Below are 23776 nucleotides of genomic sequence, written 5' to 3'. Positions count from 1 at the left end.
GGGGGGGGGGGGGGGGGGGGGGGGGGGGGGGGGGGGGGGGGGGGGGGGGGGGGGGGGGGGGGGGCGGGCGGGGGGGCCGCCCCCCCCCCCCCCCCCGCGCCGCGCCATGCCGCGATCAAGGTTTCGAACGTGCGGCGCACGCGGGCGATGAGTTCGTCGTCGCTTATTTCGCCCGCAAGCCATGCGTGGCTCGGCTCATGAAAGATGGTTCGGCCTACAGTAAAGCCTTTGCATGTCTTCGACGATGCCGCTTGATTGAAGCCATCGCGCAACTGATCGACGCCCGCGGACAATCCCAGCAGCACGACGCCACGGCAATACGGATCGCGCTCGGCGATCAAGCCATCGACGGCTTGCCATTGCGCCGCGCTCATCGGTTCGAGCTTCCACCACTCCGGGTATAACTGAAGGTTATAGAGGCGCTTCAGCGCGCGATACACGGTGTCGTCCGCAACGGGCGGTCCGTTCTTCGGCACGATCACTTCAAGCAGCAGTTCGTGCCCGCTTGCCTGCACTGCATCGTAAAGCGCGCGCAACTGCGCTTCCTGTTCGAGCCGCACGTCATGCGGATGATCCGGGTGATAGTGAACGAGGCACTTCACCACATGCTCGCGCGGCCATTCGACGAGCGTCGTGCCGACCGAGCGGCCATGATCGAAGACGAGCGGCATCGAGCCGGGCAATTCCACCGGCCGGCCGATCCACCAGCCGCGCCCCGTTGCCGCGTTCAGCGCATCCTGTCCGTAGCGGTCATCGATCAACACGCCGATACGTCCTTCGAGTTGCAACTCCTTTTCGGTCTGCGCGACCGCTTCGACGAACAGGCCCTTAAGCACGGCTATGCGCGCTTCGCTTGCGCCCGTTTGCTGCGCGAGCTCGAAGAACTGGTTGCGATGATCGAACGCGAAGCCCAGCACTTCGTTCCATGCCTTGCGCGCAGGGCTCACGCGATGCAGCCGCGCGAGCGTCGCATCGCGGTCGGGGCGGCGCATGCGTGCCGGGTCTTGCTTGGCAGCGGCGAGGAAATAGTCGAGTTCGGCGGGCGTCGGCATCGCGGGCGCGCAGCCGTGTCGAGAAACGACGAGCGCGCCGCAGGCATTCGCCGCGCTCGCGCAGGCTTCGAGCGGCGCATCGCGCAGCCAGCCGGAGAGGAAACCGGAGGCAAATGCATCGCCTGCGCCGAGCACGTTCAGCACTTCCACTTCCACGCCGCCGTGTATCGGCGCGTCGTCGATGGAAGCGGGCACCGCGCCTTCGATGATCGAGCATCCGAGCGGCCCGCGCTTCACCACGAGCGTTGCGCTCGTGACGGTGCGCACCATCGAAAGCGCGTCGATGAGACGGTCCTTGCCGCCCGCGATGCGGAACTCTTCTTCGGTGCCGATCACGAGATCCATCAGCGGCAAAATACGCTGCAAATGCGCGGTCACGCCTTCGTTCGCGACAAAGCGCGTCTCGCCGTCGGCCTTGCCCGTGAGACCCCACAACACCGGCCGATAGTCGATGTCGAGTATCGTGCGGACCTGATTGCGTCGCGCATATTCGAGCGCGCGGCGGCTCGTGCGGTTCACGTGCTCCGTCGAGAAGTGCGTGCCCGTGATCAGCAGCGCCTTCGATGACGCGATATACGCTTCGTCGAAATCGCTTTCGTCGACGGCCATGTCCGCGCAGTTCTCGCGATAGAAGACGAGCGGGAACGTATCGCGGTCTTCTATGCCGAGCAACACGAGCGCGGTCAGCCGCTCGGGATCGATTCGAACGTGGCTGATATCGCAACCTTCGCGCGCGAGCGTTTCGGTGAGAAAACGCCCCATGTGGTCATTGCCGACGCGTGCGAGCATCGACGACTTGAGCCCGAGCCGCGCGCAGCCGAACGCGATATTCGCCGACGATCCGCCGAGATACTTTGCAAACGTCGAGACGTCTTCGAGCCGCGCGCCGACTTGCTGCGCATACAGATCGACGGCGAGACGCCCGAGGCACACGATATCGCGCGTGCGATCCGGCGCGAAACGGGAAGTGTTTTGTGCAGGCATGAATGATGTCCCTGGTATCAGATGGTCGCGCCTTCGAGTTCGCCGATCATCTTCTGCATCTCGGCGCCGCCCGCCATCATGTCGAGCACTTCGTTCTTCGTGATGGTGTCCTTCGTGAAGGTGCCCATCGAACGGCCGCGGTTGAGCAGCGTGAAGGAATCGCCGATCGGATACGCGTGGTGCACGTTATGCGTAATGAAGATCACGGAGATGCCTTTCGCGCGCGCCTTGTGAATGAGCTTGAGCACATTGAAGCTCTGCTTCACGCCGAGCGCGGCGGTCGGTTCGTCCAGGATCAGCACGCGCGCGCCGAAGTGAATGGCGCGGGCAATCGCGAGACATTGCTTCTCGCCGCCGGACATGGTGCCGATCGGCTGATGCGCATCGCGCACGTTGATGCCCATTTCCGCGAGCTTGGCACGCGACGTTTCGGCGGCGAGATCGAGGTCCATCACGCTGAAAAGACCGAAGCGCTTCTTCTGCGGCTCGCGGCCCATGAAGAAGTTGCGCGCGACCGACAGCAGCGGCACGAGCGCGAGGTCCTGATACACCGTCGCGATGCCGAGGTCGAGCGCTTCTTTCGGCGATTGAAAATGCACGGGCTTGCCATCGACCAGATACTGCCCGGCAGAAGGCGCGTGCACGCCTGCCAGCGTCTTGATGAGCGTGGACTTGCCCGCGCCGTTATCGCCGAGCAGACAGTGCACTTCGCCGCGTTTGAGCCGCAACGTGACGCCGTTGAGCGCGATCACCTTGCCGAAGAACTTGCTGACGTTTTCGAGCGCGAGAATGTTGTCGTCGTTCATGGCGGTCGTCCTCATTGCGCCTGCGACACGCGGCGGCGCACGTAGTGATTGAAGAGCACGGCGATCAACAGCATCACGCCGAGAAACACGCGGAACCAGTCGGAGCTGACGTTCGTGTAGGTGATGCCGATCTGCACGACGCCGAAAATAAGGGCTCCGAAACATGCGCCGACGACCGAGCCGTAACCGCCCGTCAGCAACGTGCCTCCGATGACCGCCGCGATGATCGCTTCGAATTCCTTCTGCAAGCCGCGATCCGCCGCCGCCGAGCCGATATCGCACACTTGCAGCACGGCGAAGAGGCACGAGCAGAACGCAGTCAGCACGAAGAGCGAGATCTTCACCCGCTTCACCGGAACGCCGACGTTCTTCGCGGCGTTCGCATCGCCGCCGACGGCGAGAATCCAGTTGCCATAGCGCGTTTTTGCGAGCACGAACGCGCCGATCGCCGCGAGCACGAGCCACCAGATGATGACCTTCGGGATGCCGGGCACGAGCGGCTCGCCGCTATCGAGCAGCTTGCCGATGCCCAGATGCGCGAGCCACGTGAAGAAGCCGTGCAGCGCGACGCCATGAAAGAGCGTATCGGCGACCCAGTCCTTCTGCGCGAGATCGCCGACGCCGGAGATGATCGTGCGGTCCGCGAACATGATCGAGAGCGCGAGCGTCAGGCCGCGCAGAATGAACAGGAACGCGAGCGTGACGATGAACGACGGCAGGCGCGTGCGCATCACGAGATAGCCGTTGAGCGCGCCGAGCAGCATGGACGCGACGAACGCGAACAGAATGGCGAGCGAAATCGGCCAGTGGAAATAGACCGAGGGCAGCGCGACCATCATGCCGGCGAAGCCGATCATCGAGCCGATGGACAAGTCGAACTCGCCCGCGATCATCAAAAGGCACGCGCCGACCGCGAGCAGCCCGAGGTAGGCGGCCACTTGCGACCAGTTCATCACGCCGTCGAGGTTGAACATGCCCGACGAACCCGCGCCGAAGCCGAATACGATGAATACCAGCACCGTGCCCGATATCGCGGCGAATTCCGGGCGATTGAGCAGATGCCCGAACCACGACTGCCGGCGCACCCGCTCGTCCGATGGCCTGTCCTTGTCGGTCGCAGCGTCGGCGCTGTCGTGCTGAGGATTCGCGTGTGGAGGATAGTGCTTGCCGGCTACGCCCATGATGGCTCCTTGAAACGATAGCGATGCAGTAACGATGCGTGCGTGCGTGCCTGCCGCGTCCGGGAACGGACGCAGCAGAGAGTCATGTCGGAGAAAAGCGGGCGGCCCGCGCGTTGCGCCGCCCGAATGAGGTCAGCCGTGCATCAGCGATACTGCCCGGCGTACTTCACGACCTTGTCGAGATTGTCTTTAGTGATGAAGCCCGGGCCCGAGCGAATGTTCTTCGGCCCGTACGACGGCTGCAAGCCGTAGGTTTCGAGGCGCGCCTTGAACTTCGGGTTCGCTTCGAGAAGCTGACGGATCTTCGCCGGATCGGTGGTGTGTTCCTTCTTCACGATGGCGAGCACCGCGACCGGAATATAGCCCTGCAAGTACGGTTGCTGGTCGATGGCGAACTTGATCGTGCCGTCCTTGATCGCCTTCGCGATGTCGTCGGAGAAGTCGAAGGTCACGAAATAGACCTTGTTTTGCAGGCCCATTTGCGTAACCGCCTTGAGCGTCGCGGAAGCGGGCGTCGGTCCGAGCGTGAGAATCGCCTGCGTGTCCGGATGGTTGCGCAGGAACGCCGAGACCTTCGACTGGATCTCGGTCGGGTCCTGTCCCGAGTCGACCGTAGACGCCTTGTAGTCCACGCCGATGGCATCGGCGAAACCGCGGCAACGGTCGAACGACACCGTGTTCGTCGCGATATGGTTCACGCACAGGAACGACTTCACGCCGGCCGCCTTTGCCTTCTCACCCGCCGCTTTACCCGCCACGTATTCCGGCTGACCGATATGCATGATCGCGCCGAGCTGCGCGCTTTGTTCCTCGGTGCCCGAGTTGATCGTGACGAGCGGAATCTTCTTCGCCGTGACCTTGTTGAGCGCGCTCTTCAGCACGTCGAAGTCCGCGATCGTCGTGATGACGCCGTCGTAATTGCGCGCGGCGGCCTGTTCGATGAGACGCGCCATGTCGGCGATGTCCCCGTTGGGCGGATTGCGATAGTCGGTCTGGACGTTGAAGTCCTCGTCCGCCTGTTTGATCGCGTTCTTGATGGTGTTCCACCACGAGTCCGAGTCCGGCGCGTGGCTGATGAGCACGAATCTGGCGTCCGGCGCCGCGTGAGCGGGGGACGTCGTGAACAACGCGGCGCTGCACAGCGCAGCAGCAGCCGCCAGCGCGCGCAGCGCGGCCCGACCGTTGCAAAGGGTCATTGTCTCCACCTATCTCGGTTGTTGTCTGGTGTGATCTTTTGGCGAGCCGTTCGAGGGCGACGAGCCGCTCTCACCATGCTCACGAGCAAGAGTAGGTCAGTTTTCGGCGGTCTGCAATAGATATTTCAACGGTGCGACAAATGGAAAATGCTTTCCAAATTGCGGGCGGGCTTTCTATAATCGGCTGCACCGGCGCCCGCTTTCGGGCGCCGACGAACCGGGCTTTCCATGCAGGATGAAACCAGTACCGACGTGCTCTCCGTCGACGACCTGATGCAACGGATCACCGATGCATACGATGCGCTGCCACGCCAGCTGAAGAGCGTGGCGTCGTATATCGAGCAGCATCGGCAGAGCGTGATGATGGACCGCACGAGCGATATCGCCGCGTCGTGCGGCGTGCATCCGTCGGCGGTCGTGCGGTTTGCGCAGCGTTTCGGCTTCTCCGGCTTCTCCGACCTCCAGGCGGTGTTCCGGCAGGCGTACGCGGGCGGGAGCACGGCGCAGAGCTATCAGCAGCGCATTCGCAAGCTGATCGACGAGAAAGCCGGCGTCGCTTCGGGCGTATCCGTGGCGCGCGAATTCATCGCGGCGAGCCGCGCGGGCCTCGACGAACTCGAAGCCGGCCTCGACGACGCGCAGTTCGAAGCCGCCGTCGAGATGCTGCAGAAGGCAGAGAACATCTATGTAATCGGCGTGCGCCGGTCGTTCGCGGTGGCGAGCTACATCGTCTATGCGCTCGGCCATACGAAGAAGCGCGTGCATCTCATCTCGGGCGTCGGCGGCATGTTCCGCGAACAGATCCGCAGCGTGAAGAAGGGCGACGTGCTCATCGCGATCAGCTTCGCGCCGTACGGCAAGGAGACGCAGTATTGCGTGCGCGCGGCGCAGCATCACGGCGCGGCGACGCTCGTCATCACCGATAGCCAGCTTTCGCCGCTCGCGCGTCATGCGAGCGCGAGTCTGCTCGTGAAGGAGGGCAGCGCGTTCGCGTTCCGCTCGCTCACGAGCACTATCTGCCTGTGCCAGGCGCTTTTTATCGCGCTCGCGTACCGGCTCGAATTGAACGTCGAAGAATCCAGGGAGACAGGCGGTTATGACGATTGACGTGGCAGTGTTTGGAGCGGGGCGCATCGGCAAGATTCACGCGGCGAATCTGGCGCGGCAGCCGGGCGTGCGGCTGAAGTATGTCGTCGATGTGAACCGTGACGCGGCGGCCGCGCTTGCGGAACAGCACGGCGCGCAAGTAGCCGATATCGACGGCGCAATGGGCGATGCGACGATCGGCGCGACCGTCGTGTGTTCGAGCACGGACACGCACGCGGACCTCATCATGCAGTCGGCGTCACAAGGCAAGCACGTGTTCTGCGAGAAGCCGGTGGACCTGACGCTCGAACGCGCGCGCGCCTGCGCCGATGCCGTTCAACGCGCGGGCGTCGTGTGCATGATCGGCTTTCAGCGGCGCTTCGATCCGACGTTTTCGGCGCTGAAGGCGCGCGTCGATGCGGGCGAGATCGGCGATCCGGAAATGCTCATCGTCACGAGCCGCGACCCAGGCGCGCCGCCGGTCGAATACATCAAGCATTCGGGCGGCATCTTCAAGGACATGCTGATCCACGACTTCGACATCTTTCGCTGGATGCTCGACGACGAAGCCGAGACGCTGCACGCGACCGGCAGTTGCCTCTCCGATCCGGCTATCGCGGATGCCGGCGATATCGACTCGACCGCGGTCACGATCCGCACGAAGCGCGGCCGGCTGTGCCAGATCAACACGGCGCGGCGCGCGGCGTATGGCTACGATCAGCGGTTCGAGTTGCTCGGCAGCGCCGGCATGCTTCAGGCGGGCAATGTGCGGCCGACCGAAGTGACCGCGTATTCGAAGACGTCCGTGTCGACGGACGTGCCCGAGGCGTTCTTTCTCGAACGCTATCGCGCGGCGTATGCGCTGGAAATCGCGCATTTCTTCGATGCCGTCAATCATGGCAAGCCGGTCCGCACGACGGTCGCCGACGGCCTGAAGGCGCTGGAACTGGCCGAAGCCGCGACGCTTTCGTGGCGCGAGAAGCGCATCGTACGGCTCGCGGAGCAAGCAGCGTGAGCGCGGTGCGCGTGGTGCGCGTAGGAATTGTCGGGCTCGGCCGGCTGGGCCGGCGCCACGCGGAGAATCTCGCGTGGCATGTGCCGGGCGCGAAGCTCGTTGCCGCGTGCAGTCCCGTCGACGAGGAACGCGCGTGGGCGCGCGAACGCTTGCCGGAGCTTGCGCTCTACGCGGACTACGACGCGTTGCTCGCCGACGCTTCGGTCGATGCAGTGTGGCTCGTCACGCCGACTTCGCTGCACGCGCGGCAGATCATCGCCGCGCTGGAGGCGGGCAAGCACGTCTTCTGCGAGAAGCCGCTCTCGCTCGATCTCGCCGAATGCGACGGCGTGATCGAAGCGCACGCGCGGCATCCGAACTTGCACGTGATGATCGGCTTCGTGCGCCGCTTCGATGCGAGTTATCGCGATGCGTTCGAGCAGGTCGGGAAGGGCGCGATCGGCCGGCCGTTCATGGTGCGCTCGCAGACCTGCGACAAGAACGACCCTGACGGTTTCTTCGTCCGCTTCGCGCCGACTTCGGGCGGACTCTTTCTCGATTGCAGCGTGCATGACATCGACCTCGCGCGCTGGATGCTCGGCAATCCGCGTGCGAAACGCGTGTTCGCGAGCGGCACCATCGCGATTCACCAGGGCCTGCGCGAATGCGGCGATATCGACAACGGCGTGGGCGTCGTCGAATTCGACGATGGCCGGCTCGCCGTGTTCTACGCCTCGCGCACGATGGCGCACGGACATGATACGCAGACCGAAGTAATCGGCACGGCGGGGGCGCTGTCGGTCGGGCGCAATCCGCGGCTGAACCGCGTCGAAATCGCGGATGAGCACGGCATGCGCAACGCGTGCACGCCGACGTTCTTCGAGCGTTTCGAAGATGCGTTCTTGCGCGAGGCGCAGGCGTTCGTCGCGCTGCTGAAGGACGGCACGCCGACCGGTCTCACGCTGAACGATGCGCGAGAGGCGACGCGCATTGGGATTGCGCTGCGCGAAGCGTATGGGAGTGGGCGGCCGGTGGATCTTTGAGCGCTGCGTTAAAATCGAACCATCAGGCACACGGAAGGTTCAATCGCGATGGAAGTTCACAAGGAAGTCGACGCACGCGGGCTCAACTGCCCGTTGCCGATTCTGCGGGCGAAGAAGGCGCTGGCCGACATGACGAGCGGCCAGATTCTAAAAGTGCTCGCAACCGATCCTGGTTCGCAGCGCGATTTCGCAGCGTTCGCCAAGCAGACCGGCAACGAAATCGTCGAGTCGAGTTCGCAGGACAAGACGTTTATCTTCTTGATGCGGCGCCGCTGAAATTCTGTAGCGCAAAAGCAAAATGCCCGTCACGCAAGTGACGGGCATTTTCTTCGCCAAGAATCTTTGACGCTTATCCCTCGAGAACCGGCGAACGCGTGCGCAGGTATTCTTCGAAGTCCTTCGCCACTTCCGGGTGGCGCAGCGCGAATTCGACCGTCGCCTTCAGATAGCCGAGCTTGCTGCCGCAATCGAAACGCGTGCCGTGATACTTGTACGCGAGCACTTGCTCATCCGACAGCAGCGACTGAATCGCGTCCGTCAGTTGCAGCTCGCCGCCCGCGCCGGGCTTGAGCGCGCGGATATGATCGAAAATGCGCGGCTTCAGCACATAGCGGCCGACCACGCCCAGGTTCGACGGCGCCACCGCCGGCTCCGGCTTCTCGACGATGCCCGAGAGCTTGACGATGTTGTCTTCCCACTCCTTGCCGTCGATGATGCCGTACGACTTCGTGTCTTGCGGCGGAATCTCTTCGACGCCGATCACCGAGCTGTGATAGTGGTCGAACACTTCGATCATCTGCGACATGACGGGCGGCTTGCCGTACAGCAAGTCGTCCGCGAGGATCACGGCAAACGGGTTGTCGCCAACGAGCTTTTCGGCGCACAACACCGCATGGCCGAGACCGAGCGCCTCGGCCTGACGCACGTAGAAGCAGTCCACGTGGCTCGGCTTGATGCTGCGCACGAGCTCAAGAAGCTTCTCTTTGCCGCGCGCCTCCAGCTCGGCTTCGATCTCGTAGGACTTGTCGAAATGATCCTCGATGGCACGCTTGCTGCGGCCGGTGACGAAGATCATTTCGGTGATGCCGGCGGCCATCGCTTCTTCGACCGCGTACTGGATCAGCGGCTTGTCGACGACCGGCAGCATTTCCTTCGGGCTAGCCTTGGTCGCGGGGAGGAACCGCGTGCCGAGACCCGCAACGGGAAAAACCGCTTTGGTAACTTTTAGCATGTGATGACCCTGATCCTCTTAATCATTTAGAACATCGAGTGAAGCGACTGAACAGGGCGTAAAAACGACTCCCATCACACGGGCAGTCGCAATAATTGCGCCTGAAGCTTCTCGATAGTGGTCTTGTATTCTGCCAGCCTTTTACGCTCCTGTTCAACGACAGCGGCCGGCGCTTTTGCAACAAAGCTTTCATTGCCCAGCTTCGCGTTACATTTGACGATCTCGCCGCCAAGACGTTCGACTTCCTTCGTCAAACGCTCGCGCTCCGCCGCCACGTCGATCTCGACTTTCAGCACCAGCTTGTGCGCGCCGACGATCGCCACCGGCGCGCCGTGCGCTTCTTTGTCGAGTGCCGCTTCGTCGTCGATGATCTTCACTTCCGCGAGGCGCGCGAGCGCCGCGACGTAGGGCGCGAACGACGCAAGACGCGCGGCGCCGCCGTGCGCGAGCAAAGGCACCTTCACCGCGGGCGACAGGTTCATTTCGCCACGCAGATTACGACATGCGTCGATCACTGCTTTCAGTTCGGCGGCCCACTGTTCAGCAGATTCATCCAGCTTTTTCGTCTCGGCGCGCGGATACGGCTGCGTCATGATCGACGCTTCGCCTTCCTTCGCGTCCGCCGGGTACGCGTCCGTCAACGGGGCGACCTTCTGCCACAACGCTTCGGTGATGAACGGAATGACCGGGTGCGCCAGACGCAGCACCGTTTCCAGCACGCGCAAGAGCGTGCGGCGCGTGGCACGCTGCTGCTCGGGCGTGCCGTTCTGAATCTGCACCTTCGCGAGTTCGAGGTACCAGTCGCAGTACTCGTCCCACACGAACTTGTAAATTGCGCTTGCGACATTGTCGAAGCGATAGTCCGCGAAGCCCTTCTCCACTTCCGCTTCCACGCGCTGAAGCAGCGACACGATCCAGCGGTCCGCCTGCGAGAAGTCGGTATAGCCGCCGGGCTCGCAATCGCCGGGCTTGCAGCCGGCCACGTTCGCAAAACCGCAATCGTGGCCTTCGCAGTTCATCAAGACGAACCGCGTGGCGTTCCAGAGCTTGTTGCAGAAGTTGCGATACCCCTCGCAGCGTGCCAGATCAAAATTCACATTGCGACCGAGCGTGGCCATCGACGCCATCGTGAAGCGCAGCGCATCCGTGCCGAACGCCGGAATGCCGTCGGGAAATTCCTTGCGCGTCTTCTTCTCGATCTGCGCGGCCTGCTTCGGATTCATGAGACCGCTCGTGCGCTTGGCGACGAGCGTTTCGAGGTCGATGCCATCCACGATGTCGATCGGGTCGAGCGTATTGCCCTTGCTCTTCGACATCTTCTGGCCTTCGGCGTCGCGCACGAGGCCGTGCACATAGACGGTTTCGAAGGGCACCTTGCCGGTGAAATGCGTGGTCATCATCACCATCCGGGCGACCCAGAAGAAGATGATGTCGAAGCCCGTCACGAGCACCGACGAAGGCAGGAACGCCTTCAGTTCCTTCGTCTCGTTCGGCCAGCCGAGCGACGAGAAGGGCACGAGCGCGGACGAGAACCACGTGTCGAGCACGTCGTCGTCGCGCTTGAGCGAGCCGGTGTAACCCTGACGCTCGGCGTCCGCGCGGGCTTCGTCTTCGGTCTTCGCGACGAAGATCTCGCCGTTCTCGCCGTACCACGCGGGAATCTGATGCCCCCACCACAACTGACGCGAGATGCACCAGTCCTGAATATTTTCAAGCCACTGATAATAGGTCGTGGTCCAGTTCTCCGGCACGAACTTGATCTCGCCGTTGCGCACCACGTCGAGCGCGGTTTCGGCGATCGACTTGCCCGGATTGAACGTGCCTTCGGGCGCGGGCTTGCTCATCGCGACGAACCATTGGTCAGTCAGCATCGGCTCGATGACGACGCCCGTGCGGTCGCCGCGCGGCACCATCAGCTTGTGCGGCTTGACGGAATCGAGCAGACCCAGCGCTTCGAGATCGGCGACGACCTGCTTGCGCGCGTCGAACCGGTCCATGCCGCGATATTTCTCGGGCGCGTTGTCGTTGATCTTCGCGTCGAGCGTGAGGATTTCGATTTGCGGCAGCTTGTGGCGCTGGCCGACCGCGTAGTCGTTGAAGTCGTGCGCGGGCGTGACCTTGACGACGCCCGTGCCGAACTCGCGGTCCACGTAGTCGTCCGCGATCACGGGAATCTCGCGGTCGCAAAGCGGCAGCACGACCGTCTTGCCGATCAGATGCGCATAACGCTCGTCTTCCGGATGCACCATCACGGCGACGTCGCCGAGCATGGTTTCTGGGCGCGTCGTCGCGACCGTCAGATGCCCCGAGCCGTCCGGCAGCGGATACTTGATGTGCCACAGGCTGCCGTTCTCTTCCTCGCTCACGACTTCGAGATCGGACACGGCAGTACCCAACACCGGGTCCCAGTTCACGAGCCGCTTGCCGCGATAGATGAGCCCTTGCTTGTAGAGCGTGACGAACACGTCGCGCACGGCGGCGGACATCTTGTCGTCCATCGTGAAGTATTCGCGCGACCAGTCGATCGACGCGCCGAGCCTGCGCACCTGCCGCGTGATGGTCGAGCCGGATTCCTGCTTCCACGCCCACACCCGCTTCAGAAACTCTTCGCGGCCCAGATCGTGACGCGAGATGCCTTGCGCGTCGAGTTGTCGTTCCACGACGATCTGCGTCGCGATGCCCGCGTGGTCCGTGCCCGGCACCCACAGCGTGTTTTCGCCGAGCATGCGGTGATAGCGCGTAAGGCCATCCATGATGGTCTGGTTGAACGCGTGCCCCATGTGCAGCGTGCCGGTGACGTTCGGCGGCGGCAGTTGAATGGAGAAGTTCTTGGCACCTTCCTTGAAGGTCGGCGCGGAATAGCCGCGTTTTTCCCATTCCGGGCCCCACTGGGACTCGATGTTCTGGGGCTCGAAACTCTTCGCAAGCGTGCTGTCGCTCATCGTGAAATCTGCCGAAAAATGCGTGAAAAGATGCGGGGTAATCACCGATTATAAGGTTTGGACCGCGCAATCGGACGAATCCGGGCGCGGCCGGTCTGCGGCCGCGAATGGCTCGCCGGGCGACGCCATCAGCGCGGTCTTATAATGGTCGGCTACCCGGCGACTCCTCGCCCGCTCATTTGGCACGCTCACTGGCGCGCTTTGCGCCGCTCCACTTTCCCATGCCCGATTTACTCGCCAACCTCAATCCCGAACAGCTCGCCGCCGTGACGCTGCCGAACGAGCCCGCGCTGATCCTCGCGGGCGCGGGCAGCGGCAAGACGCGCGTGCTCATCACCCGCATTGCGTGGCTCATTCAGCAGGGTTACGCATCGCCGCAGACCATTCTCGCCGTCACGTTCACGAACAAGGCGGCCCGCGAAATGATGTCGCGCCTGTCGGCGCTTTTGCCCATCGACACGCGCGGCATGTGGATCGGCACGTTCCACGGCCTGTGCAACCGCATGCTGCGCGCGCATTACCGCGACGCGGGCCTGCCGCAGACCTTCCAGATTCTCGATACGGCGGACCAGCTTTCCGCGATCAAGCGGCTCATGAAGGGCCTGAACGTCGACGACGAGAAGTGTCCGGCGAAGAACCTCCAGTACTTCATCAACAACGCGAAGGAACAAGGGCTGCGTCCGAAAGACGTCGATGCGACCGACAACTTCAACCGCAAGTTCGTCGAGCTGTACGAGGCTTACGACCAGCAATGCCAGCGCGAAGGCGTCGTGGACTTTCCGGAGTTGCTGCTGCGCTGCTACGAGTTGCTCGCGCACAATCCGCCGCTGCGCGCGCATTATCAGGCGCGCTTTCGCAATATCCTGGTCGACGAGTTTCAGGACACGAACAAGCTGCAATACGCGTGGCTGAAGCAGCTCGCGGGCGAGCACAACGCGATCTTCGCCGTGGGCGACGACGATCAGTCCATCTACGCGTTTCGCGGCGCGAACGTCGGCAACATGCACGATTTCGAGCGCGAGTTCCGCGTGCGCAATCTCATCAAGCTGGAGCAAAACTACCGCTCGCACGGTCACATTCTCGATGCCGCGAACTATCTGATCGCGAACAACGCGCGGCGGCTCGGCAAGAACCTGCGCACGGACGCGGGGCACGGCGAGCCGGTGCGCGTGTATGAGGCCGCGACCGATTCGCAGGAAGCGGGCTGGATCGTTGAGGAAATCAAGGCGCTCATCAACACGGGCCTCGCACGCGGCGAGATCGCGGTGCTGTATCGAAGCAACGCGCAGTCGCGCACCATCGAACATACGCTCGTGAACGCGGGCATTGCGTATCGCGTGTATGGCGGCTTGCGCTTCTTCGAGCGTCAGGAAATCAAGCACGCGCTCGCCTATCTGCGGCTGATCGACAACCCGAACGACGACACGGCGTTCGCGCGCGTCGTCAATTTCCCGACGCGCGGCATCGGTGCGCGCTCCATCGAGCAACTGGCCGACGCCGCGCGTCTCTACAACTGTTCGATGGCCGCTGCCGTGCCTTACGTGACCGGCAAGGCGGGATCGAGCCTCGGCGCGTTCGCGACGCTCATCGCGAAGATGCGCGCCGAAACGCAGCAGATGAGCCTGCCGGAAACGGTCGAATACGTCGTGCGCGCAAGCGGACTCGCCGCGTTCTACGAGACCGAGCGGGAAGGGCAGGACCGGCTTGAAAACTTGCAGGAACTGGTCAACGCAGCGGCGGCGTTCGTGAGCGAAGAAGGCTACGGGCTGGATACGCCCGCGCGCTCGATTCCGCTGCGCCCCGGCGCGACCGCCGCGCAGGAGATCACGGCGGTCAGCGAGGACGGCGAGATCGAAGTGCTGGATGCGCCCGGCATCGCCGATCCCGCGCAGAATCCTGACACCATGACGCCGCTCGCGGGCTTCCTGTCGCATGCATCGCTCGAAGCCGGCGACAACCAGGCGCAAGCCGGACAGGACGCCGTGCAGTTGATGACCGTCCACGCGGCGAAGGGTCTGGAGTTCACGGCGGTGTTCATCACCGGGCTCGAAGAAGGGCTCTTTCCGCACGAAAACAGCGCGCAGGAATCCGACGGGCTCGAAGAAGAGCGGCGGCTCGCGTATGTCGCGATCACGCGGGCGAAGGAGCGGCTGTATCTGTCGTTCGCGCAGAGCCGCATGCTGCACGGCCAGACGCGCTACAACATCCGCTCGCGCTTCTTCGACGAACTGCCGGAAGGCTCGCTCAAATGGCTCACGCCGAAAGTTGAAGCGGGCGCGCGCTGGGGCGGACGCGCCGACAACGCCGGCTGGGGCCGCGACTGGTTCGCGCGGCCGGGACAGGAACGCGGCGGTGCGTCGACGGCGAGTCCGGCGCTACCGTCGTTCGCGAACGAACAGCGCGCGGCCGATACCGGCTTCAAGGTCGGGCAGGCTGTGTTTCACACGAAGTTCGGCGAGGGCACCGTGACGGCGCTCGAAGGCTCTGGCGGCGATGCCCGCGCGCAGGTGCGCTTCAAGCGTCACGGCGAGAAGTGGCTGGCGCTGGCCGTGGCCAAGCTACAAGCCGTCGAATGAAGCGGCTTGCGATCATGGCGGCGCTGCCGCAGGAACTGGGCGACCTGATCGCGCACATGCGGGACGCGGGCGACGTGCGCACGGTGACGCTCGGCAAGCGCGAATATCACGTCGGCGAGGCGCACGGCGTGCCTGTAGTCGTGACGCTCGCGCGCATCGGCAAGGTCGCGGCGGCCGCGACGGCGAGCGCGCTCATCCACGTCTTCGGCGTCGATGCGATTCTCTTCACCGGCGTGGCGGGCGGCGTGCGGGCGGATGTGCGCGTAGGCGATATCGTCGTCGCGAACGCGCTGCTTCAGCACGATCTCGACGCATCGCCGTTTTTCCCGCGCTACGAAGTGCCGCTGCTGGAGCGCACGCATTTCGACGCCGACAGCGCGCTGTCGGACGCGCTCGCTGCCGCGGCGCTCGCGTTCATCGAAACCGAAGGCGACGCGCTCGCCGAGCGCTTCGCCGTCATGCGGCCGCGCGTGCATCGCGGGCTGGTGGTGAGCGGCGACAAGTTCATCGCGAGCCACGAGGCGGTGAGCGCGTTGCGCGCTGCGCTGCCGGATGCGCTCGCGGTCGAGATGGAAGGCGCGGCGCTCGCGCAGGTCTGCTACGAGCACGGCGTGCCGTGCGCCGTTGTCCGCACCATTTCTGATACGGCCGATGCCGCCGCGCCCGCGTCCTTCGCGGAGTTCTTGACGGCGATTGCGGGGATGTACTCGTCGGGGGTGTTGTCGCGGTTTTTGATGCGGGGTGGGTGAGGCGGTTGGCCGGGGTTGGACCAGTTGAAGGCTAGCGACCGCTTAGGCCGGTCCGAATGCTTGGGGCGGTTGAGTTGCTTGAGCCGAATTTACTGCTCGAACCGATGCAACGCTGCAACTGCTACTGCCGCTGTGACCGGCCCAACGGCTGCAACGGCTGCCACGGCTTCAACGGGCTTCGACACCTCAACGGCACGAACGGCTCCAACGGCAGGAACGGCTCCAATGACACGAACGGCTGCAACGGCTCTTGCGGCTCTAACGGCTCTAGCGGCTCCGCGACTCCACGGCTCCACGGCTCAGCGGCTCAGCGGCTCAGCGGCTCAGCGGCTTAGCGGCTTAGCGGCTCAGCGGCTCAGCGGCCCCGACGGCTCGGCGGCAAAGCACAAGCGGCACCAACGGCACGGACGCCACCAACGCTACCAACGGCTGCAGCGGCACCAACGGCACCAACGGCACCAACGGCACCAGCAGTCTGTACTGCCTGTGCCGCGCAACCGCGCGCGTTGGAGCCGTCCGACCGCTCGCACCGCTCGAACCACCGCGAGCAGCAGCATGCGAATCGTCGGCTGCCACATCTTGCCGGATCCGACCCATCACGTTTGTTATTGAGAATGATTCTCAATACAATGGGGTCATACATCGTGGATACACGACTGGAGGCGCGACGTGACCAACGATCCGAAGCCCGACGGCGTATCGCACGCCGAACCGCGCGATGCACTAGCAGCCTGCGCCATCGCAGCGAACGCCGCCAAAGTCCTCGAAACAACCCGCCGCGCCTGGGCCGAAGCGCCCGCCGCGCCGTCGTCCGCGCGCGTCGAATGCCCGCCGCCACGCGTCGCGCGCAAAAAGCGCGTCCTGCCGCGCCGTTCCCGCTGGGCGAGCCTCGTTGCCGCCCTGAACGAATGGAGCCCGAAGCCGCTGTGATCGCCGACGACCTTACTCTCAACGCCTTGGACAACCGGATGTTCGACGCAAGCCGCTTCCCGCTCGTGCGCGTGCGTCGCCGGGCGATGAAGCCGGGCTACGCGTTCGCGTGGTCTGCGCAGATGCGCCGGCTGCTCGCGCTCGCGACGCCGTTCGTCATCGTCGCGGAACACAGCGACGACGAAACGCCCGACGACTTTGCTCTGCGCGCCGCGTGGCTGCGCACGCATCGCGTGGCGCTGGCGGCGCACTGTCGCGGATTCATCGTGATCGAACCGCGCATCGAGGCCCGGGCGACGACGCGCGAAACGCTGCGCACGCTCACGCAAGACAGCGGCGTGCGAACGGTCGTTGTATCGAGCATGCGCGTGGCAGGCGAACTCGCGCCGGTGCTGCTCAGGCACGGCGCGGCACCGGCCAGCGCGCCGCCATCCCGCAGATCGCGCAGACCAAAGAGCCGCGCGGTCTGAACCCGCAGACCACTAACACGCTCACCCGATCAGGGCGCGCCCTCTCTAGGCAGCCATTCGCCCGCTGCTCTATGCTGTGGAGCGAGTCGCCGAGCAGCGACTCGCCACCGCTTGCATCTTGCAGAGGACGCGCATGCCGACTTACCGAGAAGCGTATCGCCAGTCGATCGAAGAGCCCGAAACTTTCTGGGCCGAGCAGGCCCGCCGCATCCATTGGCAGACGCCGTTCGAACAGGTGCTCGATGCGAGCAACCCGCCATTCGCGCGATGGTTCGTCGGCGGGCGCACGAACCTGTGCCATAACGCGGTCGATCGCCATCTCGCCTCGCGCGCGCAGCAAGACGCGCTCGTCTATGTCTCGACTGAAACGGGCATCGAGCGTCGCTACACCTACGCCGAGCTGCACGCGGAAGTGAACCGCATGGCCGCCGTCATGCGCTCGCTCTCGGTCAAGAAGGGCGACCGCGTGCTCATCTATCTGCCGATGATCCCCGAGGCGCTGTTCGCGATGCTCGCGTGCGCGCGCATCGGCGCGATCCATTCGGTCGCGTTCGGCGGCTTCGCGGCGCCGAACCTCGCGGCGCGCATCGACGATGCCGAGCCCACGCTCATCGTCACCGCCGATGCGGGCGCGCGCGCGGGCAAGGTGATCGACTACACGCCGCTCGTCGACGAAGCCTTGTCGCGCGCCGAATTCAAGCTGCCGCAAGTGCTTTTGATCGACCGGCAGCTCGCGCCCGAGCGCCTTCAGGCGAGTTATCTCGTCGCGTACGAGCCGCTGCGCGAGCAATTCTTTGATGCGCACGTTCCCTGCGAATGGCTCGAATCGAACGAGCCGTCGTATGTGCTCTACACGTCCGGCACCACGGGCAAGCCGAAGGGCGTGCAGCGCGATGTCGGCGGCTATGCGGTCGCGCTCGCGGCGTCGATGGAGCATATCTTCCAGGGCGCGGCCGGCGACACCATGTTCACGGCGTCGGACATCGGCTGGGTCGTCGGGCATAGCTACATCATTTACGCGCCGCTGATTGCGGGACTCACGACCGTCATGTACGAAGGCACGCCCGTTCGTCCGGATGGCGGCATCTGGTGGCGGCTCGTCGAGCAGCACAAGATCGACCTGATGTTCACCGCGCCCACCGCGATCCGCGTCCTGAAGAAGCAGGATCCGGCGCTGATGGAGAAATACGATCTGTCGAGCCTGCGCGCGCTCTTTCTGGCGGGCGAGCCGCTCGACGAGCCCACCGCGCAGTGGATCCAGAGCGCGCTGCAGAAGCCCGTGATCGACAACTACTGGCAGACGGAAACCGGCTGGCCGATGCTGGCGATACCGCGCGGCATCGAACAATTGCCGTCGAAGCTCGGCTCGCCGGGCGTGCCGTCGATGGGTTTCAACCTGACGCTGCGCAACGAGATGACCGGCGAGCCGTGCGCGCCGGGCGAGAAGGGCGTCGTGACGCTCGGCTATCCGCTGCCGCCGGGCTGCATGCAGACCGTATGGGGCGACGACCGGCGTTTTGTCGACACGTACTGGCGCAGCGTGCCGAACCAGATGGTCTATTCGACGTTCGACTGGGGCGTGCAGGACGAGGACGGCTACGTGTCGATACTCGGGCGCACCGACGACGTGATCAACGTGGCGGGACATCGGCTCGGCACGCGCGAGATCGAGGAGGCGTTGTCGGCGCACGCGGCGGTCGCGGAAGTGGCGGTCGTCGGCGTGGCGGATGCGCTCAAGGGCCAGACGGCGACGGCGTTCGTCGTGTTGCGCGACGCCGATCGCATCAATGCGCCGGGCGCGCGCGAAGGCATGGAAGCGGAGCTGTGCCACGCGGTCGATACGCAGCTTGGCGCGATTGCGCGTCCGGCGCGCGTGCATTTCGTTTCGATGCTGCCGAAGACGCGATCGGGCAAGCTGCTGCGTCGCGCGATTGCCGCGCTGGCCGAAGGCCGCGATCCGGGCGATCTGCCGACGATCGAGGACGCGAGCGCGCTCGCGCAGATCAGGGCGGCACTGGAAGCATCCGGCAAGCGATAAGGCAGACACGCGGCATTGATCTTCCGCAAACGATGCCGCAATTTGACGCTCGCGGGTGATATCGGCTGATGCGGTGGCGCATACGATCAGGAGACCTTGTCAAAGGAGGGTCTCCATGTCATACCGATATTCCGACGCAGCCAGCCTGGAAGGCACCGACATGGTCGGATCGCACCAGTGCGTCGATCTGGTCAAGCACTATGCGCACGCGCCCGCCACCGCGCTCTGGCGGGAAGGCGTACGCGTGATGGATACCCCGTTGATCCCGGTCGGCACGGCCATCGCAACCTTCGTCAAAGGCGAATACCGGAGCCACGCGCACGGCAATCACGCCGCGTTCTTCCTGCGCAGCGACGGACATTGCATCTGGGTGATGGATCAATGGGCGAACGACGAGGACAACAAGCCGGTGGTCTCGTCGCGCGCCATCTGTCGGAAAGGCCGGCTGAAAAACGGCAGATACGTGGACCCGAGCAATAACGCCGACGCGTTCTCCATCATCGAATGAGGACGAGCGTGAAATCGTGCAGCACGCATTGGCTGCGTGCAGTGATCGGCGCTGCATCGCTGGCGGCGTCGGCCGCCGCCGGCGCCGTCGAGATCGCGTGCCCCGCGCGCGTGACGATGCAGCCCGCCGTCATCACCGATGCGCCGGACGGATGGCAGCCGCAGCAACGGCGCACGACGCTATCGGTGCAGGACGTCGTCGTGACGATCGGGCCGCCCGAGCAACGGCTTGACCTGAAGCCGGAGATCACGACGGTCAACGGCCAAAGGTGGTACAACTGGCGATTCGTCGCCGGCGAGAACGAGCACGGCGTCTGGCTGTCGTGCGGATATGGCAACACGATACTGCTTTCGCGAAAGCTCTCGACGCCCGTATCCCGATGTCAGGCGCAGGAGCCCGTCGTCGAGAATGGCTACAGGAAGCTCGTCATCACCTGTCGTTGAGCCTGCCCGCAAACACGAACGCCCGATCACGTTTCCATGACCGGGCGTTCTACCCAAGCACGAGGCTCAAGCCTTGGCGTCGTGAGTCTTAGGCAGCAACACCGTCAGCACGCCGATCAACGGAAGGAACGCACAGAGCTTGTACACATAGTCGATGCTCGTCACATCCGCGAGATGGCCGAGCACCGCCGCGCCGACGCCGCCCATGCCGAACGCGAAGCCGAAGAACAGGCCCGCGACCATGCCGACCTTGCCGGGAATCAGTTCCTGCGCGTAGACCAGAATCGCCGAGAACGCCGAGGCCAGCACGAGCCCGATCACCACCGACAGCACGCCGGTCCAGAACAGGTTCACATACGGCATCAGCAAGGTGAACGGCGCGACGCCGAGAATCGATACCCAGATCACCGCCTTGCGTCCGACCTTGTCGCCCACCGGCCCGCCGATGATCGTGCCCGCCGCGACCGCCGCGAGGAACACGAACAGGTGAATCTGCGCGGCCTGCACCGATACGCCGAACTTGCTGATCAGATAAAACGTGAAATAGCTCGTGATGCTGGCAAGGTAGAAGTACTTCGAGAAGACGAGCAGGACGAGCACGCTCATCGCCAGCATCACCTTCTCGCGCGGCAGCGCCGCGTGCGCCGCTTTTCCGCGGCCTTTCTTGACCGCCGGATGACGCTTGTACCAGCGGCCGATGTTCGCGAGCACGACCATCGCCAGCAGCGCGGCCGCCGAGAACCACGCAATCGAGCGCTGGCCGTGCGGAATCACGACGAGCGCGGCAAGCAGCGGCCCGAGCGACGAGCCCGCGTTGCCGCCCACCTGAAACAGCGACTGCGCGAGGCCGTGCTTGCCGCCCGAAGCCATGCGCGCCACCCGCGACGATTCCGGATGGAACACCGACGATCCGCAGCCCACCAGCGCCGCCGCGATCAGCAACGTGCCGAAGTTGCCCGCAATCGACATCAGCAGAAGACCCGACAGCGTGAAGCCCATCCCGACGGGCAGCGAATACGGCTTCGGGTGCTTGTCCGTGTACAGCCCGACGATCGGTTGCAGCAGCGACGCGGTGATCTGATACGTCAGCGTGATCAGGCCGATCTGCCCGAACGTGAGCGCGAACTCGCTCTTGAACATGGGGTAGATCGCCAGAATCAGCGACTGAATCATGTCGTTGAGCAGATGCGAGAAGCTGATGGCGCCCAGCACGGAATACACGGTGCGCGGCGCTGGCACGGGTGCCGCATTCGACGCGCTGGCCGCGTTGGCCGCATTCACTGCCGACGCGCCGCCCGAACCCGGGAAAGCGCCTTTGTCGATGCTTGTTTGCATGGTTGAGGGAGGAAAGAAAGCGGTGGTGTCGGATTCGTTGTTCTGCACGCGATTCATGCGCGAACCGAATGTGTGTCAAGTGTAGGGTGGCTCGCTTGCGTTGTCATGCCAAGGTTTGTCGAGAATCGGACACGTCACGGGCGATGCGACCCGAATCGTCTGAACAAACGAATTTTGGCCGGTTATAAGAATCGCCGGGCACCGAACGGCCGTACGCACCGCGCTAAAGAAAACGAGGCTTATGCCGTAGACCAGCGATGTGGGCGTCCCGTAGAGCGGGCGTACCGTTCGAAGAAAATCACACGGGGATACATGATGAGACTCTTTCCGCTACGCGCCGCGCGAGGCGCCGGCCTGATGCCGAACGCCGCTTCGGGACAGGCGGCACGCGCAGGAAACAAGACGGCTTCGAAGCGCGCGCTGTCCGTGAAGGCGACATTGCGCCTCGCGTTCGGCCTCGTTCTGGCGGGCACGCTCGGCATCGGCGCGATTGCGCTCACGCAGATCAGCCGGCTCAACGGCGCGACCGAGTCCATCTACACGCAAGGCTATGTCGCGAGCCGCGCGGCCGAGGAAACGCGCGGGTACGTGCTGCGCGCGAGCCGTTCGCAGAAGATGCTGCTCACCGCATCGACGGCGAAGGAACGCGACGATCTCGGCAACGAGATCGAACGCGCGCTGACCGAGATCGGCAAGGAGCAGGCGCAACTGGCGCAGTACATCGACCATGCGGACACCGACGCGCTCGGGCAACAGAAGCGCTTCTCCGCCGCGCTCGCGACGTGGAGCGGCAACCTGCGCGGCTTCGTCAAGCTCGTGAAGGAGCAGCCGCTCGATCTCTCGCAGATGAACTGGCAAGTCGGCATGCAGGACGTCTCGCTGCTCGTCGAGACCAGCAAGCTGGAGAAGATGGTCGATGAGCTCGTCGCGCGCCGGGGCGCCGCCGCGAAAGCGACCATCGACGCCGCCGCGTTCATCTTCCACTCGTCGTTCGTGATGGTGTCGGTGCTGACGATTGCGCTCTTCGTGCTCGCGATCATCGTCAGCGAATGGGTCGTGCGGCGTCTGTCGGGACAACTCGGCGGCGAGCCGGGCTATGCGAAGGAAATCGCGAGCCGCATCGCGTCGGGCGATCTCGCTTATCCGATCCGCCTCAAGCGCCGCGATGACGCCAGCATGCTCTACGCGTTATCCGAAATGCAGTCGGGCTTGTCCGCGACGGTCGGCGACATTGCGGCGAGCGCGGAGGCGATCGCGTCGGCGTCGAGCGAAATCTCGACCGGCAACGTGGATCTGTCGCGTCGCACGGAAGAGCAGGCGGTCGCGCTGGAGAAGACCGCGGCCAGCATGGAGCAACTGACGTCGACGGTGCGCCAGAACGCCGATAACGCGATGCAGGCGACGACGCTCGCGCACAATGCGTCGGAGATCGCGGAGAAGGGCGGCAAGGTGGTGGGCCGCGTGGTCGAGACGATGGAGCGCATCGATGCGAGCGCGAAGAGCATCGGCGACATCATCGGCGTGATCGAAGGCATCGCGTTTCAGACGAACATTCTCGCGCTGAACGCGGCCGTCGAAGCGGCGCGCGCCGGCGAGCAAGGACGCGGCTTCGCGGTCGTGGCGGGGGAAGTGCGCGCTCTGGCGCAGCGGTCGTCGGCGGCGGCGAAGGAGATCAAGACGTTGATCGACACGTCGGTTTCGCGCGTGTCGGATGGCTCGACGTATGCGCAGGAGGCGGGCGCGACGATGGAAGAAGTGGTGCGCGCTGTCCGACGCGTGACGGACATCATGGGCGAGATTTCGGCGGCTTCGGCCGAGCAGAAGTCGGGCATCGAGGCGATCGGACACGCCGTTTCGCAGATGGACGCCGGGACGCAGCAGAACGCGGCGCTCGTCGAGCAGGCGGCGGCTGCGGCGCAATCGCTCGATGATCAAGCGCGTGCGCTTAAGGGGCTTGTGGGGAAGTTTCAGTTGGTCTGAAGGTGGTTTTTGTTGTGGGCTGTTGCTCTTGCTCTGGCTTTTGCCCAGGGCGAGGGCGAGGGCGCTTCATGCTTTGCTTAGATGAACTGCTCTTTCGTCGTTGAACTTGTATTCGCGTCGGTCTATTAGTGTTGCCCCTCCCCGGGGCGGGGGTCACTTTCTTTGCCGCTGTGTATAGACCGGAGACATGGGTAACACCTGTTCCAGGACATAGGTAACACTTCGGACGAAT

19 protein-coding genes are annotated in these 23776 nt (G+C 64.2%); 12 read left to right on the top strand and 7 right to left on the bottom strand.

Translation table 11 applies throughout. The annotated features are described in order from the left end of the window. The 4 genes from NCR34_RS09445 to NCR34_RS09430 form a co-directional block, all read right to left on the bottom strand. A partial coding sequence (locus NCR34_RS09445) for a bifunctional 5-dehydro-2-deoxygluconokinase/5-dehydro-2-deoxyphosphogluconate aldolase (protein WP_250499697.1) occupies positions 1-2036 on the bottom strand: 2036 nt, incomplete at its 3' end. 17 nt (positions 2037-2053) lie between these two features. Then, the gene (locus NCR34_RS09440) at positions 2054-2842 is read right to left on the bottom strand and encodes an ATP-binding cassette domain-containing protein (protein WP_371747337.1); all 789 of its coding nucleotides are present in this window, start codon (positions 2840-2842) and stop codon (positions 2054-2056) included. An 11-nt stretch (positions 2843-2853) separates the two neighbouring features. Continuing rightward, positions 2854-4023 (bottom strand): ABC transporter permease, encoded by a 1170-nt coding sequence (locus tag NCR34_RS09435; protein ID WP_250499696.1) that lies wholly within the window; start codon positions 4021-4023, stop codon positions 2854-2856. Positions 4024-4166: 143 nt separating this feature from the next. Beyond that, entirely contained in the window at positions 4167-5219 is a 1053-nt protein-coding gene (locus NCR34_RS09430; protein ID WP_175944318.1) for a sugar ABC transporter substrate-binding protein, read from the bottom strand. A 228-nt stretch (positions 5220-5447) separates the two neighbouring features. Between NCR34_RS09430 and NCR34_RS09425 the strand changes: the two genes are divergently transcribed. Genes NCR34_RS09425 through NCR34_RS09410 form a run of 4 tightly spaced genes read left to right on the top strand, consistent with a single transcriptional unit; the run spans position 5448 to position 8618 of the window. Next, complete coding sequence (locus NCR34_RS09425) at positions 5448-6326, top strand: MurR/RpiR family transcriptional regulator (protein ID WP_250499695.1); 879 nt, start codon at positions 5448-5450, stop codon at positions 6324-6326. Next, positions 6316-7320 (top strand): inositol 2-dehydrogenase, encoded by a 1005-nt coding sequence (gene iolG, locus NCR34_RS09420; protein ID WP_250499694.1) that lies wholly within the window; start codon positions 6316-6318, stop codon positions 7318-7320. The genes NCR34_RS09425 and iolG overlap by 11 nt, the downstream gene beginning before the upstream one ends. A gap of 5 nt (positions 7321-7325) precedes the next feature. After that, a complete protein-coding gene (locus NCR34_RS09415) occupies positions 7326-8342 on the top strand; it encodes a Gfo/Idh/MocA family oxidoreductase (RefSeq protein ID WP_250499700.1) in 1017 nt (338 codons plus the stop codon). 48 nt (positions 8343-8390) lie between these two features. Then, positions 8391-8618 carry a sulfurtransferase TusA family protein gene (locus tag NCR34_RS09410; RefSeq protein WP_206466644.1) on the top strand — a complete coding sequence of 76 codons (228 nt, stop codon included), beginning with the start codon at positions 8391-8393 and terminating at the stop codon, positions 8616-8618. A 73-nt stretch (positions 8619-8691) separates the two neighbouring features. Here NCR34_RS09410 and galU read toward each other — a convergent pair whose 3' ends face one another. Both galU and NCR34_RS09400 read right to left on the bottom strand, forming a co-directional pair. Beyond that, a complete protein-coding gene (gene galU / locus NCR34_RS09405; protein ID WP_248320158.1) occupies positions 8692-9573 on the bottom strand; it encodes a UTP--glucose-1-phosphate uridylyltransferase GalU in 882 nt (293 codons plus the stop codon). A gap of 74 nt (positions 9574-9647) precedes the next feature. Continuing rightward, positions 9648-12515 (bottom strand): valine--tRNA ligase, encoded by a 2868-nt coding sequence (locus NCR34_RS09400; RefSeq protein ID WP_250499693.1) that lies wholly within the window; start codon positions 12513-12515, stop codon positions 9648-9650. A 221-nt stretch (positions 12516-12736) separates the two neighbouring features. On the opposite strand from NCR34_RS09400, the gene NCR34_RS09395 reads away from it, so the two are divergent. The 7 genes from NCR34_RS09395 (at position 12737) to NCR34_RS09365 (ending at position 20229) form a co-directional block, all read left to right on the top strand. Then, positions 12737-15091 carry a UvrD-helicase domain-containing protein gene (locus tag NCR34_RS09395; protein ID WP_250499692.1) on the top strand — a complete coding sequence of 785 codons (2355 nt, stop codon included), beginning with the start codon at positions 12737-12739 and terminating at the stop codon, positions 15089-15091. Beyond that, positions 15088-15840, top strand: a complete 753-nt coding sequence (locus NCR34_RS09390; RefSeq protein WP_250499691.1) for a 5'-methylthioadenosine/adenosylhomocysteine nucleosidase — start codon at positions 15088-15090, stop codon at positions 15838-15840. The genes NCR34_RS09395 and NCR34_RS09390 overlap by 4 nt, the downstream gene beginning before the upstream one ends. Before the next feature lie 669 nt (positions 15841-16509). Continuing rightward, entirely contained in the window at positions 16510-16770 is a 261-nt protein-coding gene (locus NCR34_RS09385) for a hypothetical protein (protein ID WP_250499690.1), read from the top strand. Between the two features lie 38 nt (positions 16771-16808). Then, positions 16809-17240 (top strand): hypothetical protein, encoded by a 432-nt coding sequence (locus NCR34_RS09380; RefSeq protein WP_250499689.1) that lies wholly within the window; start codon positions 16809-16811, stop codon positions 17238-17240. Between the two features lie 133 nt (positions 17241-17373). Then, on the top strand, positions 17374-19278 hold the full coding sequence (locus NCR34_RS09375) for a propionate--CoA ligase (protein ID WP_250499688.1): 1905 nt from the start codon (positions 17374-17376) through the stop codon (positions 19276-19278). A gap of 115 nt (positions 19279-19393) precedes the next feature. Then, positions 19394-19786, top strand: a complete 393-nt coding sequence (locus NCR34_RS09370; protein ID WP_250499687.1) for a BPSL0067 family protein — start codon at positions 19394-19396, stop codon at positions 19784-19786. Positions 19787-19794: 8 nt separating this feature from the next. After that, positions 19795-20229, top strand: a complete 435-nt coding sequence (locus tag NCR34_RS09365; RefSeq protein ID WP_250499686.1) for an STY0301 family protein — start codon at positions 19795-19797, stop codon at positions 20227-20229. A 66-nt stretch (positions 20230-20295) separates the two neighbouring features. On the opposite strand, the gene NCR34_RS09360 is transcribed toward NCR34_RS09365, so the two are convergent. Continuing rightward, complete coding sequence (locus NCR34_RS09360) at positions 20296-21564, bottom strand: MFS transporter (RefSeq protein WP_250499699.1); 1269 nt, start codon at positions 21562-21564, stop codon at positions 20296-20298. Positions 21565-21879: 315 nt separating this feature from the next. Here NCR34_RS09360 and NCR34_RS09355 point away from each other — a divergent pair, with 315 nt between their 5' ends. Continuing rightward, complete coding sequence (locus NCR34_RS09355) at positions 21880-23544, top strand: methyl-accepting chemotaxis protein (protein ID WP_250499698.1); 1665 nt, start codon at positions 21880-21882, stop codon at positions 23542-23544. The last annotated feature ends 232 nt before the right edge of the window (positions 23545-23776 follow it).

It is taken from the genome of Caballeronia sp. GAWG1-5s-s, assembly GCF_023631445.1.
In the GTDB taxonomy this organism is placed as follows: Bacteria; Pseudomonadota; Gammaproteobacteria; order Burkholderiales; family Burkholderiaceae; genus Caballeronia.
Note: the sequence above shows the minus strand (reverse complement) of the source record. Positions and strands in the feature narration are given on the sequence as shown.

Excerpts from the sequence above, each read along its gene's own strand:
- NCR34_RS09440 (WP_371747337.1), bottom strand. The coding sequence starts at position 2,842 with ATGAACGACGACAACATTCTCGCGCTCGAAAACGTCAGCAAGTTCTTC.
- NCR34_RS09435 (WP_250499696.1), bottom strand. The coding sequence starts at position 4,023 with ATGGGCGTAGCCGGCAAGCACTATCCTCCACACGCGAATCCTCAGCAC.
- NCR34_RS09430 (WP_175944318.1), bottom strand. The coding sequence starts at position 5,219 with ATGACCCTTTGCAACGGTCGGGCCGCGCTGCGCGCGCTGGCGGCTGCT.
- NCR34_RS09425 (WP_250499695.1), top strand. The coding sequence starts at position 5,448 with ATGCAGGATGAAACCAGTACCGACGTGCTCTCCGTCGACGACCTGATG.
- iolG (WP_250499694.1), top strand. The coding sequence starts at position 6,316 with ATGACGATTGACGTGGCAGTGTTTGGAGCGGGGCGCATCGGCAAGATT.
- NCR34_RS09410 (WP_206466644.1), top strand. The coding sequence starts at position 8,391 with ATGGAAGTTCACAAGGAAGTCGACGCACGCGGGCTCAACTGCCCGTTG.
- galU (WP_248320158.1), bottom strand. The coding sequence starts at position 9,573 with ATGCTAAAAGTTACCAAAGCGGTTTTTCCCGTTGCGGGTCTCGGCACG.
- NCR34_RS09400 (WP_250499693.1), bottom strand. The coding sequence starts at position 12,515 with ATGAGCGACAGCACGCTTGCGAAGAGTTTCGAGCCCCAGAACATCGAG.
- NCR34_RS09395 (WP_250499692.1), top strand. The coding sequence starts at position 12,737 with ATGCCCGATTTACTCGCCAACCTCAATCCCGAACAGCTCGCCGCCGTG.
- NCR34_RS09390 (WP_250499691.1), top strand. The coding sequence starts at position 15,088 with ATGAAGCGGCTTGCGATCATGGCGGCGCTGCCGCAGGAACTGGGCGAC.
- NCR34_RS09380 (WP_250499689.1), top strand. The coding sequence starts at position 16,809 with ATGTTCGACGCAAGCCGCTTCCCGCTCGTGCGCGTGCGTCGCCGGGCG.
- NCR34_RS09375 (WP_250499688.1), top strand. The coding sequence starts at position 17,374 with ATGCCGACTTACCGAGAAGCGTATCGCCAGTCGATCGAAGAGCCCGAA.
- NCR34_RS09370 (WP_250499687.1), top strand. The coding sequence starts at position 19,394 with ATGTCATACCGATATTCCGACGCAGCCAGCCTGGAAGGCACCGACATG.
- NCR34_RS09360 (WP_250499699.1), bottom strand. The coding sequence starts at position 21,564 with ATGCAAACAAGCATCGACAAAGGCGCTTTCCCGGGTTCGGGCGGCGCG.
- NCR34_RS09355 (WP_250499698.1), top strand. The coding sequence starts at position 21,880 with ATGAGACTCTTTCCGCTACGCGCCGCGCGAGGCGCCGGCCTGATGCCG.